A 14549-nucleotide genomic window follows, 5' to 3' on the forward strand; every position below is an offset into this window, starting at 1 on the left:
ACTGAATGGATGAAAAACCCCGATCAGTCGGGGTTAATCTGTGGACTACAGCCGGACTCAAGGGTTCTATTTTTCTTCAGCAGGTCTTTGCACGCGTCACTCGGTCCACCAGATAGACCAGCCCGTGATAGTCGATTCCGCCGTGTTGCGTCAGACCGATCTCGCAGGTACGGCTGGTGGAAATCCCCTCGCTGCAATGCTGCACCGCGTCCTTGAGCGTGCGCAGCGAATGGCTGTTCAGCTCTGGTGTGGTGAAGCCTTTATCGCCAGCAAACCCGCAGCAATGTATGCCTTCCGGGATCACCACGGTTTTGCTGCACTTGCGCGCCAGATCAATCAACGCCTGGCTTTCGCCCAGATGCTGGGTGCTGCAGGTCACGTGCACGGCGATTGGTGCGTCTTGCGGGGTGAACTCCAAACGATCAAGAAGATGCGTACGGATGAAGCGCACCGGGTCGTACAGATCCAGACGGGTTTCTCCTACGTCCTGCACCAGCCGCAGCGTGCATGGACTGGTGTCGCAATAGATCGGATCGAGTCCGCCGCGACTGGCCTGCAGTAGCGCGCTGATCAACTCTTGGCGCTTGTGTTCGGCCTGTTCGGCGTAGCCTTTCGAGGCGAACGGCTGACCGCAGCAGAGGTTGTCCTGATTGTCCGGGAAGACCACTTGGTAACCGGCCTTTTCCAGTAACCCTCGGGTTTTGTCGTACAGCGACATCTGCTCTTTATCGCCCGCCGCCGGGCCCATGACCCGCGACACACACGCGGCCAGATACACCACGCGCGGGCGTTCGTCCGAAACGCTGGGGCAGAAGCGAATGGCTTTCTCGGGTTGCGGCATCGCATTGGTCCACAGCGGCACCTGGCCCTTGGACAGGCGCGTAATCGTTGCCGAAAGTTTCGCCAGACGCGGTGCGCCGAGCATCATTCGCGCACCGTTGGCCACGTGCAAAGTGAAGCGTGCGCCCTGCAGAGTCTTGGCGAAATTTCCTTCAATCCAGTCAGCGGTTTTCTGATGCGTTGCGTGTCGGCCACGCAGTTTTTTCACCAGCTCACCGGTGTTGATGCCTACAGGGCAACGTTGCGCACACAGGCCGGTGGCGGCGCAGGTTTCGATGCCTTGGTACTCGTAGGCTTTTTCCAGTTCCGTGGTGTCGACGCCGGCACGTTTCTTCGCCTGAATGTCGCGCCAGATCACGATGCGTTGCCGCGGGCTCAAGGTCAGGCCTTTTGACGGGCAGACAGGCTCGCAAAAGCCACACTCGATGCACTTATCCACAATCTCATCGGCTGCAGGCAGCGGTTTCAGATGCTTGAGATGGATCTGCGGATCTTCGCTGAGCACCACGTCCGGGTTGAGAATGCCGTTTGGATCGAGCAGACGTTTGAGCTGCCACATCAGTTGATAGGCGTCGCTACCCCATTCCAGTTCGACGAATGGCGCCATGTTGCGCCCGGTGCCGTGTTCCGCCTTCAACGAGCCGCCGAATTCCACAGCGACCAGTTGCGCGACGTCGTCCATGAACGCTTGATAGCGTGCGACTTCTTCCGGGTTGTTGAAGCCTTGGGTGAAGACGAAGTGCAGATTGCCTTCCAGCGCGTGTCCGAAAAGGATCGCTTCGTCGTAGGAATGTTTGTCGAACAGCTCGATCAAGCGATTGACGCCGATGGCCAGTTGTTCGACCGGGAAGGTCACGTCTTCGATGATCACCGTGGTGCCGGTTTTGCGAACTGCGCCGACGGCGGGGAAGGTGTCCTTGCGGATCGCCCAGAGCTTGGCGTTCTCGGCAGGGTCTTCGGTGAAATCGACCTGCTTCTCCACCGGAAAACCGCTGAGCGAGGCCATGATCTGCGCCAGTTGTTCCTGCAGCAAAGTGGAAGAAGCCGCGCGGGATTCGATCAGCAGCGCGCAGGCATTGTTCGACAGTTGTTGTACGAAAGCAGGCATGCCCGGTTTGTTTTGCACCGAGCGCAGGCTGCGGCGATCAAGCAATTCTACGGCGGAGACCGGTTGGCTTTTCAGCACAGTCACTGCGTTGCAGCAGGTTTCGACATCCGGGAAAACGATCAGCGCCGAGGCTTTGTTCGGGTGATCGATGACGGTGTCATAAGTCACCGCACTGATGAATCCGAGGGTGCCCTCGGAACCGACCAGCAAGTGGCTCAAGATATCCACAGGCTCATCGAAATCCACCAAGGCATTCAGCGACAGGCCGGTGGTATTTTTCAGACGGTATTTGTGGCGGATTCGTGCAGCCAGTTCGGCGTTGGCACGAGTCTCGCGGCCTAAAGTCGCCAGCCGTTCGAGCAGTTCGCCATGGCCGGCGTGGAATGCCGCGACACTGGCAGCGTCTTCGGTATCCAGGCGCGAGCCATCGGCGAGCACCAGGCGAATGCCGGCCAAGGTGTGATAGGTGTTTTGCGCGGTGCCGCAGCACATGCCGCTGGCGTTGTTGGCGACGATGCCGCCGATTTTGCAGGCGTTGATCGACGCCGGATCCGGGCCGATCTTGCGCCCGAACGGCGCCAGCCAGGCGTTCGCCTGTGCGCCGATCACGCCCGGTTGCAGACGAATCTGCGTGCCTTGGCCGCGGATTTCGCGAGCGTTCCAGTTATCCCCAAGCACGATCAAAATCGAATCGCTGATCGCCTGTCCGGACAGGCTGGTGCCGGCCGCACGGAAGGTCACCGGAACGTGGTCGCGCTGAGCCAGTTTCAGCAGTGCCACCACTTCGTCTTCAGATTCGACGCGAATCACCAGTTGCGGAATCAGCCGATAAAAACTCGCATCGGTGCCGAAAGCCAGCGTCGATAACGGATCATCAAAGCGGCGCTCGGACGGAATCAGTTGCTGCGCATCACGCAGGAAATTCACTGGAAGCGTCATTGGTCCTCCAGAATCAGAACCACCAGGTCCTTCGGTCCGTGGGCGCCGTAAGCCAGTACCTGCTCGATGTCAGCGGTTTTCGACGGGCCAGAGACCAGCAACGCGTTGGTCGGCATGCCTTGCGCCCATTCGAATTCCTGCTGCACCTGATAGAAGTTGTCGCGGATTTCACTGGCCTTGAGCAAAGCGAAGTGCACCGGAGGCACCAGGCTCATCAATCGCGGTTCCTCACGGGTTGGCCACATGATCAGGCTGCCGGTAGCGGCGATGGCACCGAGGGTGCCGGTGAGGCTGGCCGGGGTATCGTTGAACAACTCGGCTTTCCATTCTTCCATCGGCCGATCGTAGGATTTCAGCGTCGGCAGGTCGGGATTGTTCGCCCAGTGCTGTGTGATTTTTTGCCCGTGGGCTGTCGTCGGCGCGATCAACAGGCTCGGCAACTGACGATCACGCAGTAATTGGGCAAGCAACGCCGGCCATTCTTCTGCCGAAGTCAGGTGGATTTCGGTGTGCACCGCCTCCATCAGTTTGCGCAGTTGCGGGATGCGTTGTTCGGCGCTGTAGGTGTAAGGCTGCGTCACCAGATCGACATCGAAGTTGTCGGCAATCGGTGTGGTGCCGGTCAGACTTTTCCGCAGTTTGCCGAGGATATTTTGCTTGGCGCTCATCAGCGGTCTCCCTCTTTGGCCAGATGCTCGCGGGCCATGTCATGCAGTGAGCGGGCGGCGGGTTTCGGCGCGCTGTGGTTTTGTGTCCACGGGCCGACGTTGCTCGGGGTCAGTGCGCGCAGGCGCGTGGCGAAGAAACCGAACACTCGATACAAGGTTGGCGAGCTGTTGAGCTTGGCCCAGGCATTCCAGATAAAACGTTCCTTGCGCGAATACTTGCTGCCCTGGCCGCGCATCACTTGATTCGGGCTGTCAGGGGCTTTGACGTTTTCTTCGCGCAGGCGCCGGAGGATCGCCGGGATCGGAATTTTTACCGGACAGACTTCACCGCAAGCGCCGCACAGCGATGACGCGCTCGGGTGATCCGGGACTTTCGCCAGACCGACCATGTGCGGCGTGATGATTTTGCCGATCGGTCCTGGATACACCTCGCCATAGGTGTGGCCACCGACGCGGGTGTACACCGGGCAATGATTCATGCAGGCGCCGCAGCGGATGCAGTTCAAGGTCTGGCGCAATTCGCTGTCGGCGAAAGCCTGGCTGCGACCGTTGTCGAGCAACACCAGATGCACTTCCTGCGGGCCGTCGAGTTCATGCGCCTTGCGCGGGCCGGAGATCATGTTGACGTACGTGGTGATCGGAATGCCCAGCGCCGAGCGCGTCAGCAGTGACAGCAGCGGCACCACGTCACGCAGGTTTTCGACAACCTTTTCGATCCCGGTGACGGCGATGTGCACTGGCGGCACGGTGGTGGTCATGCGGCCGTTGCCTTCGTTTTCCACCAGCAGCAGGGTGCCGGTTTCGGCCACGGCGAAGTTGACACCGGAGACGCCGATGTCCGCTTCGAAGAATTTCTGCCGCAGGACTTTGCGACCGATCTGAATGAGTTGGTCAACGTCCTTGGTGTATTCCACGCCAAGTTTGTCGTGGAACAAGGACGCGACCTGACCGGCATTCTTGTGGATCGCCGGCATAATGATGTGTGAAGGCTTCTCGTGGTCGAGCTGGACGATGTATTCCCCCATATCGGACTCCAGACATTCAATGTCCCGAGCCTCGAGGAAATGGTTCATCTCCATCTCTTCGCTGACCATCGATTTGCCCTTGATCACTTGCCGCGCCTCGTGAGCGCGGATGATCGATAAGACGATGCCATTGGCCTCGTCCACCGTTTCCGCCCAGTGCACTGTCACACCGTTGCGGGTCAGGTTTGTTTCCAGTTGCTCGAGCAGGTCGGGCAACTTGGACAGCGCGCGGGCCTTGATCGAATTGCCCAGTGCGCGCAAATGCTCTCTTTCATGGGGATCACTGAAAGCGGCTGCCCGCTTGACCATCAGTGAATCCATGGCAGTGCGGAAGTTGTTCCGTAGCTGCTGATCACCCAAGGCGTTGTGCGCCCGGGTGCGGAAATCTTCTTCTACGGCGACCGTAGGAATAATCGCGGAAGTGCTCATTGCGCACCCCCGGTTCGTTGCCACAAGAAGCTGGCGAGATGTTGCCCGCGCAGCGCTTCTTTTTGTTTCTCCAATGCGCCGTTGATGTTCATCAAACAGCCACAATCAGCGCTCAAGACCTTGTGCGCGCCGGAATCCTTCAACGCTTTGGTCTTGTCAGCCACCATCGCCCCGGAAATGTCTGGCATACGGACGCTGAATGTCCCACCGAAGCCACAGCATTCGCTTTCGTGGTCGTGGTTGACCCGTTCCACGTTGCTCAACTGCGCCAATAACTCGCGGCCGTGCAGGTGAGTGTTCATCTCGCGGCGTGCTGAACACGAAGTGTGCAGCGCGACTTTGACCGGCTCGCCGCTGTCCTTGAGCTGCACCTTGCAGACGAACAGCAGAAACTCGGCCAGTTCATAGGTACGAGCCGCGAGGGCCTGAACCTGTTTCAACGTTTCCGGCTCGTCCCTGAACAAGTCGGCGTAATGCTCGCGCAGCATGCCGGCGCAAGAACCTGACGGCACCACCACCGGATAATCTCCGGCAAACAGCGCCAGTTGCGAGCGCGCCACGGTCCGCGCCTGCTCGGTGTAACCCGAGGTGTAGGCGGGTTGGCCGCAGCAACTCTGCCCTTGCGGGTACTCGACCCGGATGCCTTCGCGTTCCAGCAAGTGGATCGCGTCCATCCCGGCTTCGGGGTAGAACAGGTCGACCACACACGTCCCGAACAGATAGACCCGCGACGGTTTCTCGCTGGGGTATTGCCGAGGTTCGGGCAGTGGCGGTGCCACGCGTGTAGCGTTCGGCACAGCGTTGTAAAAAAGCTCGCTCATCAGGCGTGTCTCCGGGTGGTCCCGGTTATCCGTCTGTTGCGGCTGCTGAATATAAAGAGCGTTGCTTTCAGCAGCCTTACAGACCGGGTTGTGAATTGCTGACGCCGGCATCACGAACCGGCGTCGGTTTTTTCTGTATTTTTTTAGGTTTAGTGCACCAGCATGCCAGTGAACCAGTAGGCCTGAGCCAGGGTGATCAAACCGACAATCGTTGCAAAGAATAGGCTGTGCTTGAGGGTGAAGCGGAACAGATCCGATTCCTTGCCCACCAATCCGGTCGCGGCGCAGGCCACCGCGATTGATTGTGGCGAGATCATTTTGCCGGTGACGCCGCCGCTGGTGTTCGCTGCGACCAGCAGGGTGTCGTTGACGCCGATCTGGTGCGCAGTGGTTGCCTGCAGCGAACTGAACAGCGCGTTGGACGAAGTATCCGAGCCTGTCAGGAACACGCCGAGCCAGCCAAGGAATGGCGAGAAGAACGGGAACGCCGCGCCTGTACCGGCCAAAACCAGGGCCATGGTCGAAGACATGCCTGAATAGTTAGTGACGAAAGCGAAGGCCAGCACCATGCCGATCGACAGGATGGGCCAGCGCAGTTCGTAGAAGGTCTCTTTCAAAGTGGTCAGACCAGTTTTGAAATTGATCTTCAAGACCAGCATCGAGATCAGTGCGGAGAAGAAAATCGCCGTGCCGGTCGCGGAAATCGGATCAAGTTTGAACACTGCCGGAATGGCCGTTGGAGTGGCCACGATCGGTGCGGTCTTGATCACCAGTTGATCAAGGTGCGGAATCGCGAAGTTGAACACCCAGCTGTACATCGAGCCGCCAGCGGCGAACATCGCTTTGAAAGGCTTCAGCGTCCAGATGGTCACCAGCACGGTGAGGATCAGGAACGGCGACCAGGCTTTGAAAATTTCCCCGAGGCTGTAGGGCGAAGCCACGGTGGTGCGTTTTTGGCCGAAACCGCCGACGCTGGCGGTCACCACCGAAGCAGAAACGGCACCGGCGATGTGCTGGCCGGCGGCGCGTTTTGGCTGCCAGACTTTCAGGAACAAGGTCAGCGAGATCAGGCTGGCCAGGGCCGAGGTGATGTCCGGCAGTTCCGGGCCGATGAAGTTCGAGGTGAAGTATTGAGTGACGGCGAAACTCAGCCCCGCGACCAGCGCTGCCGGCCAGGTTTCGCGAACGCCACGCAGGCCGTCCATCATGAACACCAGCCAGAACGGCACGAACAGTGACAGCAGCGGCAGTTGGCGGCCGGTCATGGCGCCGATCTTGAACGCGTCGATGCCGGTGACTTGGCCGGCAACGATGATCGGAATCCCCAATGCACCGAATGCCACCGGCGCAGTGTTGGCGATCAGGCACAGGCCGGCGGCGTACAGCGGATTGAAGCCCAGTCCTACAAGGAGTGCGGCGGTAATCGCCACGGGTGCGCCGAAACCGGCAGCACCTTCCAAAAACGCACCGAAGCAGAAGCCGATCAGCAGCACTTGCAGGCGCTGGTCGTCAGTAATCGATAACACCGAACTGCGAATGACCTCGAACTGACCACTTTTGACCGTCAGTTTGTAGAGGAATACCGCCGCGACAATGATCCAGGCAATCGGCCACAGACCGTAGGCGAAGCCATAACCGGCGGCGGCGAAGGCCATGTCGACCGGCATCTGAAACGCGAAGATCGCTACGGCAATCGACAGGGCGAGGGTGATGCTGCCGGCCACATGGCCTTTGAGGCGGAACACCGCCAGCGCGAGGAAAAAGAACACGATGGGAATGACGGCCGCGAGCGCGGACACGCCGAGGCTGCCGAGCGGGCTGTAGAGCTGTTGCCAGGTTTGCATATGGGGTGGCCCCTAATTGTTGTTGGTCAGGCACTGTCAGCGTTCTTGGATAATTGGTAAGACCAATTTACAATCGCTGTTGGCTAGGGTAAAAGCCTTGATATCGGTGTGTCAATTTGTCGCCCTAAAACTTTTGTCGAACAAGCGGCGCAGTTCGCATCTGATCCGGTTTCGGCTGGTGGCGCGTGGTAGGTGTCGGCAAGGCGCGGATAGGCCAGAATAGAGAGCCCGGCGAGCGGTCGGGATCGTGGAGAAATGAGTTATGGGGTTTGATCAGATTCGGCAGCGCCGTTTGTCTGACGATATTGTCGAGCGACTCGAGGGGATGATTCTTGAGGGCACGCTGAAGTCCGGTGAGCGGCTGCCGGCGGAGCGCACGTTGGCCGAACAATTTGGCGTATCGCGGCCGTCGCTACGGGAGGCGATTCAGAAACTGGCGGCGAAAGGCTTGCTGGTCAGCCGGCAGGGCGGCGGCAATTATGTGGTCGAGAGCTTGGGCTCAACGTTCAGTGATCCGCTGCTGCATTTGCTCGAAAGTAACCCCGAGGCACAGCGCGACTTGCTCGAGTTTCGGCACACATTGGAGGCATCGTGCGCTTATTACGCAGCATTGCGCGCGACTGATGTTGATCGCGAGCGGCTGACGGCGGCGTTCGAAGAATTGCAGGACTGCTACTCGCGTCACGACGAAGTCAGCCGGGCGGAAGAGGGCGCGGCGGATGCGAAGTTTCACTTGGCGATTGCCGAGGCCAGTCACAACGCGGTGTTGCTGCACACCATTCGCGGCTTGTTCGATTTGCTCAAGCGCAACGTGGTCACCAACATTGGTGGCATGTACAAGCAGCGCACGGAAACTCGCGACATGCTGATCACTCAGCATCGGGAATTGTATCTGGCGATTATCGAAGGTCGCGCGGAGCAGGCGCGGGAAGTGTCCAGCCGACATATTTTGTATGTGCAGGAAGTGCTGGAAGAGGTGCGGCAGGAGGTTCAGCGCATGGCCCGGGCGGAGCGGCGCAAGGGGATGTGATTTTTTAAAGCAAAAAGATCGTCCGATCGCGGCCCGAGCCTGCGGCAGCTCCACAGGGAAATGCGAATTCCTGTGTAGGGGCTGCCGCAGGCTCGGGCCGCGATCGGACGATCTTTGCTTTCAAGGGGGAAGACTAGTCTTCCTTGCCCTTGTTGCGCACTGCACGCTGCAGTTCACGTCCGGCATCGCGTTCGCGCTCGGTGTCACGCTTGTCGTATTCCTTCTTGCCCTTGCCCAGAGCAATCTCGCACTTGACCATGTGCTTGCTCCAGTACCAGGACAGGCAGACGCAGGCGTAACCCTTTTGCTGCACCATCGCTGCAAGCTTTTCCAGCTCGCGGCGGTTGAGCAGCAACTTGCGCGTGCGCACCGGGTCAGCGATGACGTGGGTGCTTGCGGTCATCAGAGGCGTGATGTGGCTGCCGAGCAACCACGCTTCGCCATCCTTGAGCAGGACATAGCTGTCGACCAGCTGTAGCTTGCTTGCCCGCAGACTTTTTACTTCCCAGCCGGCCAGGACCAGACCAGCCTCGAACTTGTGCTCGATGAAGTAATCGTGTCGCGCCTTTTTGTTCTGCGCGATGGTCCCTGTTGGGTGTTTCTTCTGTTTAGCCATAGGGGCGGCATTATATGGAGATAAACGGCTGTCGGCTACGGTGATGCTGCGTGCTTGAGCAGGTTGAGTGAATCCCGGACAATGCGGCCTCTTTTTCTAACGCTTGGGCGTGATAAACGATGTCGACAGACAAGGTTTCTGTCCACGGCAGTTGGGCTAGCCGCTGGGTTTTCATACTCGCCGCGACCGGTTCGGCCGTGGGACTGGGTAGTATCTGGAAGTTCCCCTACATGGTCGGGGTCTACGGCGGCGGCGCCTTTGTGCTGATGTTTCTGGCGTGCATCGCGTTGATCGGCATCCCGGTCATGCTGGCTGAAACCCTTATTGGCCGGCGCGCCCGGCAAAGTCCGGCGAACGCCTTGAAGGTGCTGGCGCTGGAAGCCGGGCACTCGGGCAAGTGGTCGTGGGGGGCATTTGCCGGGATGATCACGGCGTTGCTGATCCTGTCTTTCTATAGCGTGGTCGGCGGTTGGTCGCTGGACTACATCGTCGACATGGGCCGCGGTGACTTCCAGGGCGCCACAGCCGATCAGGTCGGTGCTTATTTCGGCAATGTCATCTCCAATCCATGGCGTCTGACACTTTGGCACACGATTTTTATGCTGTTGTCGGCCTTCGTCATCGCCAAAGGCGTGGTCGCGGGGCTTGAGCGCAGCCTGCGCATCATGATGCCGCTGCTGTTCGTGATGATTCTGGTGTTGCTGGGTTACAGCATGACCACCGGGCATTTCATGGAAGGCGTGCATTTCATGTTCGACTTCCATCCGGAGAAAGTCCTCGACGGCTTGCTGCCAGCGATGGGGCACGCGTTCTTCTCGCTGAGCGTAGGTGTCGGTTCGATCATGATCTACGGCGCTTACATGCCGAAAAGCTCATCGTTGTCGGGCACAGTTGTCGGCGTGGCGCTGCTCGATACCTTTGTTTCGCTGATCGCCGGTCTGGCGTTGTTCCCTATTGTGTTTGCCGGAGGCTTGAACCCTAGCGAGGGGCCGGGCCTGATGTTCGTCAGCCTGCCATTTGCCTTTGGTAACGTGGCTTTCGGTCAGTTGATGGGCGTGGTGTTCTTTGTTCTTGTGGCGATCGCCGCCTGGAGTTCGGCGATTTCCTTGCTGGAACCGATGGTTGCCTATCTGGTTGAGCGCACTAAAGTCAGCCGCGCCTGGGTGACTTTCTGGCTTGCTTTCACTTGCTGGTTCGTCGGTCTGGGCACGGTGTTCTCCTTCAATATCTGGAAGGAAGCCAAATTTTTCGTGAACGAAGGCGGGGTGTTCCAGCTCTACCAGTGGGGAGCGAAGAGCGGTCTGGACTTCTTTGGCGTGATCGATTTCTTCACTTCGCGGATCATGTTGCCGCTCGGTGGCCTGTGTTTCGTGCTGTTCGCCGGATGGGTGATGGGGCGTGATGCGGTGCGCGACGAGTTGTCGATCCGCAACCCGGCACTGTTCGCCCTGTCTTTGTTCTTGATGCGCTACGTGGCGCCCATCGGCATTCTTGTAGTGTTTGCCGCTCAGCTCTGGAAGTAACGCTCACATGACGACACATATTCAACGATCGGCATTGCTGCCGTACCCGGCGCAATTTCTCTACGACCTCGTCAATGACGTGGCGCGTTACCCGGAATTTCTGCCGTGGTGCTCCTCCGCTGAAGTGCTGGAAAGCTCGCCGGAACATATGCGCGCCAGTGTTGGCGTGGCCAAGGGTGGGCTCAGTCAGCATTTTGTGACGCGCAATACCTTGGTGCCGGGACAGTCGATCGAGATGAACCTGGAAGAGGGGCCGTTCAATCAGTTGCACGGTGTCTGGGTGTTCAAGGTGTTGAATGAGAAGGCCTGCAAGATCAGTCTGGATCTGTCGTTCGACTATGCCGGGCCGCTGGTACGCGCTACGTTGGGGCCGTTGTTCAATCAGGCGGCCAATACGCTGGTGGATGCGTTCTGCCAGCGTGCCAAGCAAATGCATGGTTGAGCCGGTGATCGAGATAGAGGTCGTCTACGCGGCTGTGGATCGTCAGGCTTTGCGCTCGGTCAGTGTGGCGCCGGGAATGACGGTTCGGGCGGCGGTGCTTGCATCGGGTATCGGTAGCGAGTTTCCTGAGCTGAATCTGGCGGAGTGTCCGTTGGGTATCTTCGGCAAGGTGGTGTCTGACCCGGAGAATCGGCTGGTTGAGGCGGGGGAGCGCATCGAGATTTACCGTCCGTTGCTCGCCGATCCTAAAGAGGTGAGGCGCTTGCGTGCGGCCAAGGCTGCCGAAGCCAAGGCTCGGAACGCTTAAAAACCAAATCGAAGGCAATAAAAAACCCGGAATTTCCGGGTTTTTTATTGCGTCGCAAATTATTGCGGCGAGGTGTCCAGCGGCTCTGGTGTTGGAACCGGAACGGTTTCTACACCATCGACGTCCTTCTGGATCTGATCCAGCAAGGAACCTGGCTTGGCCGGTTTTTCCGGCTGTGGCTTCTCGGCGTTTTCAGCAGGAGAGGTGACTGTGGTGCCACTGTCCTTGCCGAGAATGGCTTCGTCACGGCTGACGCCCGGCATAAAGTCACCGGACAAGCTGACAAGCTGGTCGTTTGAGTTGAAAATAACGCTAATGCGTTCCTGTTGGCGTTCACCGCCACCCGGTTGCAGGCTGTACAGATAATCCCAGCGATCGGCATGGAACGTGTCGGCAAGCAGAGGGTTACCCATGATAAACCGTACTTGCGGCCGGGTCATTCCCGGGCGTAACTGGTCTATCATGTCCTGCGTGACGACATTGCCCTGCTGGATGTCGATTTTGTAAACCCCGGGGAATGAACAACCGGCGAGTGCGAGCAGTCCCACAAAGGTGAAACTGGTTAGCAAGAGCTTGGTGTTTTGCATCGGTGGGCGACTTCCACTATCTTGGCTGGGACAACGTAAACGCCGATCATACCCGCATTAAGAGAAGCTGCGAAGCAGCATCGCGAGAAAGCTGACCATGGTTGAAAATAGCGAACTACGCAAAGCCGGCCTCAAAGTGACCCTGCCACGGGTCAAGATCCTGCAAATGCTCGACTCTACCGAGCAGCGTCACATGAGTGCCGAGGACGTCTACAAGGCGTTGATGGAAGCTGGTGAGGACGTCGGTCTGGCCACGGTTTACCGTGTACTGACTCAGTTCGAAGCGGCTGGCCTCGTGGTCCGTCACAACTTCGACGGTGGCCACGCGGTATTCGAATTGGCTGACGGTGGCCACCACGACCATATGGTCAACGTGGAAACCGGTGAAGTCGTCGAATTCGTCAGCATTGAAATCGAAAAGCTCCAGAAGGCAATTGCCGAGGAGCACGGTGTCGAGTTGGTTGATCACAACCTGGTGCTGTACGTCCGCAAGAAAAAGTAAGCATGTCGCGCGAATTTCACATTCGCGAAACGAACGAAGGCGACCCAAGGGTCGCCTTCGTGCTTTCTGCCGTTCTCAAGCCTTCGCGGTAACGACCATTTTCTTCGCGTGAGCCAAGGATTCCTTGGTCAGATCAATGCCGCCAAGCATCCGCGCCACTTCTTCGATGCGATCGTTCTTGCTCAGCTTGGACACGGCGGTGTGAGTCGCCTGTTCACCGCGCACCTTGTGCACGAACAAATGCTGATGGCCCTGCGCTGCCACTTGCGGCAAGTGGGTGACCGTCAGTACCTGCCCGCGATCGCCGAGGCGCCGCAACAGTTGGCCGACAATTTCAGCGGTCGGGCCGCCAATGCCTACGTCTACTTCGTCAAACACCAGCGTTGGAACGCGGGACGTCTGTGCGGTGATCACCTGAATCGCCAGGCTGATCCGTGACAGCTCGCCGCCGGAAGCGACTTTCGCCAGTGCCTTTAGAGGCTGGCCCGGGTTGGCGCTGACGAGCAACTCAACCTGTTCCAGTCCATTGGGCAGCAACTCATCGCTGCTGTTGGCCTTCAATTCGATAGTGAATCGACCGCCAGGCATACCCAGTCGCTGAATCTCCTGTTCAACCGCGCTGGCGAGACTGCCGGCGGCCTGATGGCGCAGATCGCTCAGTTCTCGTGCCTTTTCTTGATAGTGCCGGGCGTAGGAGGCCAGTTCTTCGCTCAAGCGTTCAATGGATTCGTCATTGGCATTGAGGGTTTCGATTTCATCCAGCAGTTTTTGCTGCATTTCGCCGACTTCAGTTGGTTGAATCCGGTGTTTGCGCGCCAGGGTATAGATAGCGTCGAGGCGCTCTTCCAGATATTGCAGGCGTGCCGGATCGGCATCGAAGTTATCGAGGAAACGGTTGAGTTCGCCGACTGCCTCTTCGACCTGGATTTGCGCACTGGTCAGCAGACTGCTGGCTTCTCCCAGTGCGCCAACCGAATTATTCACACTCGATAACCGATTGAGGCTCGCGGTCAGCGCGTTCAGCACATTGCCGGAATCGCTTTCACTGCATTGCTCGACCACTTGTCGGCAGATGCCCAGCAGGGTTTCGGCGTTGGTCAGGTTTTTGTGTTCCTGTTCCAGCTGTTCGAGTTCGTTATCGCCGAGGCCGAGATTTTCCAGCTCTTCCAGCTGATAGCTGAGCAGTTGATGGCGTGCGCGTTGCTCATCGCCGGAGTTGGAAAGACGCTCCAGTTCCTGGCGGGTCTGACGCCAGCGCTGGGCAGCGAGTTGTACCTGGCGGGCCAGATCGGTGGCGCCGGCGTATTCGTCCAGCAGCCGCCGATGGGTATCGGTTTTCAGCAGAGATTGGTGTTCGTGCTGGCTGTGGATGTCGATCAGCAATTCGCCGAGGGACTTCAGGTCGCCAAGCGGACAGGGGGTGCCGTTGATATAGCCGCGCGAGCGTCCTTCCGAGGTGATCACCCGTCGCAGGATGCACGGGCCGTCGGTTTCCAGGTCGCGCTCGGCCAGCCAGGCGCTGGCTTCGGGAATATCGGCCAGATCGAAGGTCGCAAGGATATCGGCCTTGTCGGCACCGGGACGAACCACGCCGCTGTCGGCGCGATCGCCCAGGGTCAGGCCCAGGGCGTCGAGCATGATCGACTTGCCAGCGCCTGTTTCCCCTGTGATCACGCTCATCCCGCGATCGAGTTCAAGATCGAGGTGTTCAACGATGGCGTAGTTATGTACGGACAGGTGCACCAGCATAAAGGCCGCTCCCAAGCGAAAGGTCTGGTTATTTATACAGTGTTTTGTTTCGAGCTGACAATGCCCTGTCTTAGCTCGATTCGCTTGAATCAAGAATCTTCTTAGCGCATCCGGGAATG

13 protein-coding genes are annotated in these 14549 nt (G+C 58.6%); 5 read left to right on the top strand and 8 right to left on the bottom strand.

Going from position 1 to position 14549, the window contains the following annotated elements:
• Nucleotides 1-76 precede the first annotated feature (76 nt).
• The 5 genes from AC3Y64_RS03700 to AC3Y64_RS03720 form a co-directional block, all read right to left on the bottom strand.
• Nucleotides 77-2887 carry an FAD-binding and (Fe-S)-binding domain-containing protein gene (locus AC3Y64_RS03700; protein WP_489986489.1) on the bottom strand — a complete coding sequence of 937 codons (2811 nt, stop codon included), beginning with the start codon at nt 2885-2887 and terminating at the stop codon, nt 77-79.
• A complete protein-coding gene (locus AC3Y64_RS03705; RefSeq protein WP_489986490.1) occupies nt 2884-3555 on the bottom strand; it encodes a LutC/YkgG family protein in 672 nt (223 codons plus the stop codon). Before AC3Y64_RS03705 ends, AC3Y64_RS03700 begins: the two co-directional genes overlap by 4 nt.
• Nucleotides 3555-5009 (bottom strand): LutB/LldF family L-lactate oxidation iron-sulfur protein, encoded by a 1455-nt coding sequence (locus tag AC3Y64_RS03710; protein ID WP_489986491.1) that lies wholly within the window; start codon nt 5007-5009, stop codon nt 3555-3557. Before AC3Y64_RS03710 ends, AC3Y64_RS03705 begins: the two co-directional genes overlap by 1 nt.
• Nucleotides 5006-5830, bottom strand: a complete 825-nt coding sequence (locus tag AC3Y64_RS03715; protein ID WP_489986492.1) for a (Fe-S)-binding protein — start codon at nt 5828-5830, stop codon at nt 5006-5008. Before AC3Y64_RS03715 ends, AC3Y64_RS03710 begins: the two co-directional genes overlap by 4 nt.
• 149 nt (nt 5831-5979) lie before the next feature.
• Entirely contained in the window at nt 5980-7674 is a 1695-nt protein-coding gene (locus tag AC3Y64_RS03720) for a lactate permease LctP family transporter (protein WP_463556767.1), read from the bottom strand.
• Nucleotides 7675-7936: 262 nt separating this feature from the next.
• Between AC3Y64_RS03720 and AC3Y64_RS03725 the strand changes: the two genes are divergently transcribed.
• Nucleotides 7937-8704 (top strand): FCD domain-containing protein, encoded by a 768-nt coding sequence (locus tag AC3Y64_RS03725; RefSeq protein ID WP_158958613.1) that lies wholly within the window; start codon nt 7937-7939, stop codon nt 8702-8704.
• A 133-nt stretch (nt 8705-8837) separates the two neighbouring features.
• Here the strand turns inward: AC3Y64_RS03725 and smpB are convergent, their stop codons facing one another.
• A complete protein-coding gene (gene smpB, locus AC3Y64_RS03730; protein ID WP_008088297.1) occupies nt 8838-9320 on the bottom strand; it encodes an SsrA-binding protein SmpB in 483 nt (160 codons plus the stop codon).
• Between the two features lie 119 nt (nt 9321-9439).
• On the opposite strand from smpB, the gene AC3Y64_RS03735 reads away from it, so the two are divergent.
• The 3 genes from AC3Y64_RS03735 to AC3Y64_RS03745 are packed head-to-tail and all read left to right on the top strand — an operon-like array spanning nt 9440 to nt 11592.
• Nucleotides 9440-10843 carry a sodium-dependent transporter gene (locus AC3Y64_RS03735; protein WP_489986493.1) on the top strand — a complete coding sequence of 468 codons (1404 nt, stop codon included), beginning with the start codon at nt 9440-9442 and terminating at the stop codon, nt 10841-10843.
• Between the two features lie 7 nt (nt 10844-10850).
• The gene (locus AC3Y64_RS03740) at nt 10851-11285 is read left to right on the top strand and encodes a type II toxin-antitoxin system RatA family toxin (protein WP_016986510.1); all 435 of its coding nucleotides are present in this window, start codon (nt 10851-10853) and stop codon (nt 11283-11285) included.
• Entirely contained in the window at nt 11278-11592 is a 315-nt protein-coding gene (locus tag AC3Y64_RS03745) for an RnfH family protein (protein WP_489987920.1), read from the top strand. Before AC3Y64_RS03740 ends, AC3Y64_RS03745 begins: the two co-directional genes overlap by 8 nt.
• 59 nt (nt 11593-11651) lie before the next feature.
• Here AC3Y64_RS03745 and AC3Y64_RS03750 read toward each other — a convergent pair whose 3' ends face one another.
• Complete coding sequence (locus AC3Y64_RS03750) at nt 11652-12179, bottom strand: outer membrane protein assembly factor BamE (protein WP_489986494.1); 528 nt, start codon at nt 12177-12179, stop codon at nt 11652-11654.
• Between the two features lie 97 nt (nt 12180-12276).
• Between AC3Y64_RS03750 and fur the strand changes: the two genes are divergently transcribed.
• Entirely contained in the window at nt 12277-12681 is a 405-nt protein-coding gene (gene fur / locus AC3Y64_RS03755; RefSeq protein ID WP_064119476.1) for a ferric iron uptake transcriptional regulator, read from the top strand.
• 75 nt (nt 12682-12756) lie between these two features.
• On the opposite strand, the gene recN is transcribed toward fur, so the two are convergent.
• Nucleotides 12757-14430 carry a DNA repair protein RecN gene (gene recN, locus AC3Y64_RS03760; protein WP_489986495.1) on the bottom strand — a complete coding sequence of 558 codons (1674 nt, stop codon included), beginning with the start codon at nt 14428-14430 and terminating at the stop codon, nt 12757-12759.
• Between the last annotated feature and the right edge of the window lie 119 nt (nt 14431-14549).

The organism is Pseudomonas sp. 4CAES_32.4, from assembly GCF_058136335.1.

Excerpts from the sequence above, each read along its gene's own strand:
- AC3Y64_RS03700 (WP_489986489.1), bottom strand. The coding sequence starts at position 2,887 with ATGACGCTTCCAGTGAATTTCCTGCGTGATGCGCAGCAACTGATTCCG.
- AC3Y64_RS03705 (WP_489986490.1), bottom strand. The coding sequence starts at position 3,555 with ATGAGCGCCAAGCAAAATATCCTCGGCAAACTGCGGAAAAGTCTGACC.
- AC3Y64_RS03710 (WP_489986491.1), bottom strand. The coding sequence starts at position 5,009 with ATGAGCACTTCCGCGATTATTCCTACGGTCGCCGTAGAAGAAGATTTC.
- AC3Y64_RS03715 (WP_489986492.1), bottom strand. The coding sequence starts at position 5,830 with ATGAGCGAGCTTTTTTACAACGCTGTGCCGAACGCTACACGCGTGGCA.
- AC3Y64_RS03720 (WP_463556767.1), bottom strand. The coding sequence starts at position 7,674 with ATGCAAACCTGGCAACAGCTCTACAGCCCGCTCGGCAGCCTCGGCGTG.
- AC3Y64_RS03725 (WP_158958613.1), top strand. The coding sequence starts at position 7,937 with ATGGGGTTTGATCAGATTCGGCAGCGCCGTTTGTCTGACGATATTGTC.
- smpB (WP_008088297.1), bottom strand. The coding sequence starts at position 9,320 with ATGGCTAAACAGAAGAAACACCCAACAGGGACCATCGCGCAGAACAAA.
- AC3Y64_RS03735 (WP_489986493.1), top strand. The coding sequence starts at position 9,440 with ATGTCGACAGACAAGGTTTCTGTCCACGGCAGTTGGGCTAGCCGCTGG.
- AC3Y64_RS03740 (WP_016986510.1), top strand. The coding sequence starts at position 10,851 with ATGACGACACATATTCAACGATCGGCATTGCTGCCGTACCCGGCGCAA.
- AC3Y64_RS03745 (WP_489987920.1), top strand. The coding sequence starts at position 11,278 with ATGGTTGAGCCGGTGATCGAGATAGAGGTCGTCTACGCGGCTGTGGAT.
- AC3Y64_RS03750 (WP_489986494.1), bottom strand. The coding sequence starts at position 12,179 with ATGCAAAACACCAAGCTCTTGCTAACCAGTTTCACCTTTGTGGGACTG.
- fur (WP_064119476.1), top strand. The coding sequence starts at position 12,277 with ATGGTTGAAAATAGCGAACTACGCAAAGCCGGCCTCAAAGTGACCCTG.
- recN (WP_489986495.1), bottom strand. The coding sequence starts at position 14,430 with ATGCTGGTGCACCTGTCCGTACATAACTACGCCATCGTTGAACACCTC.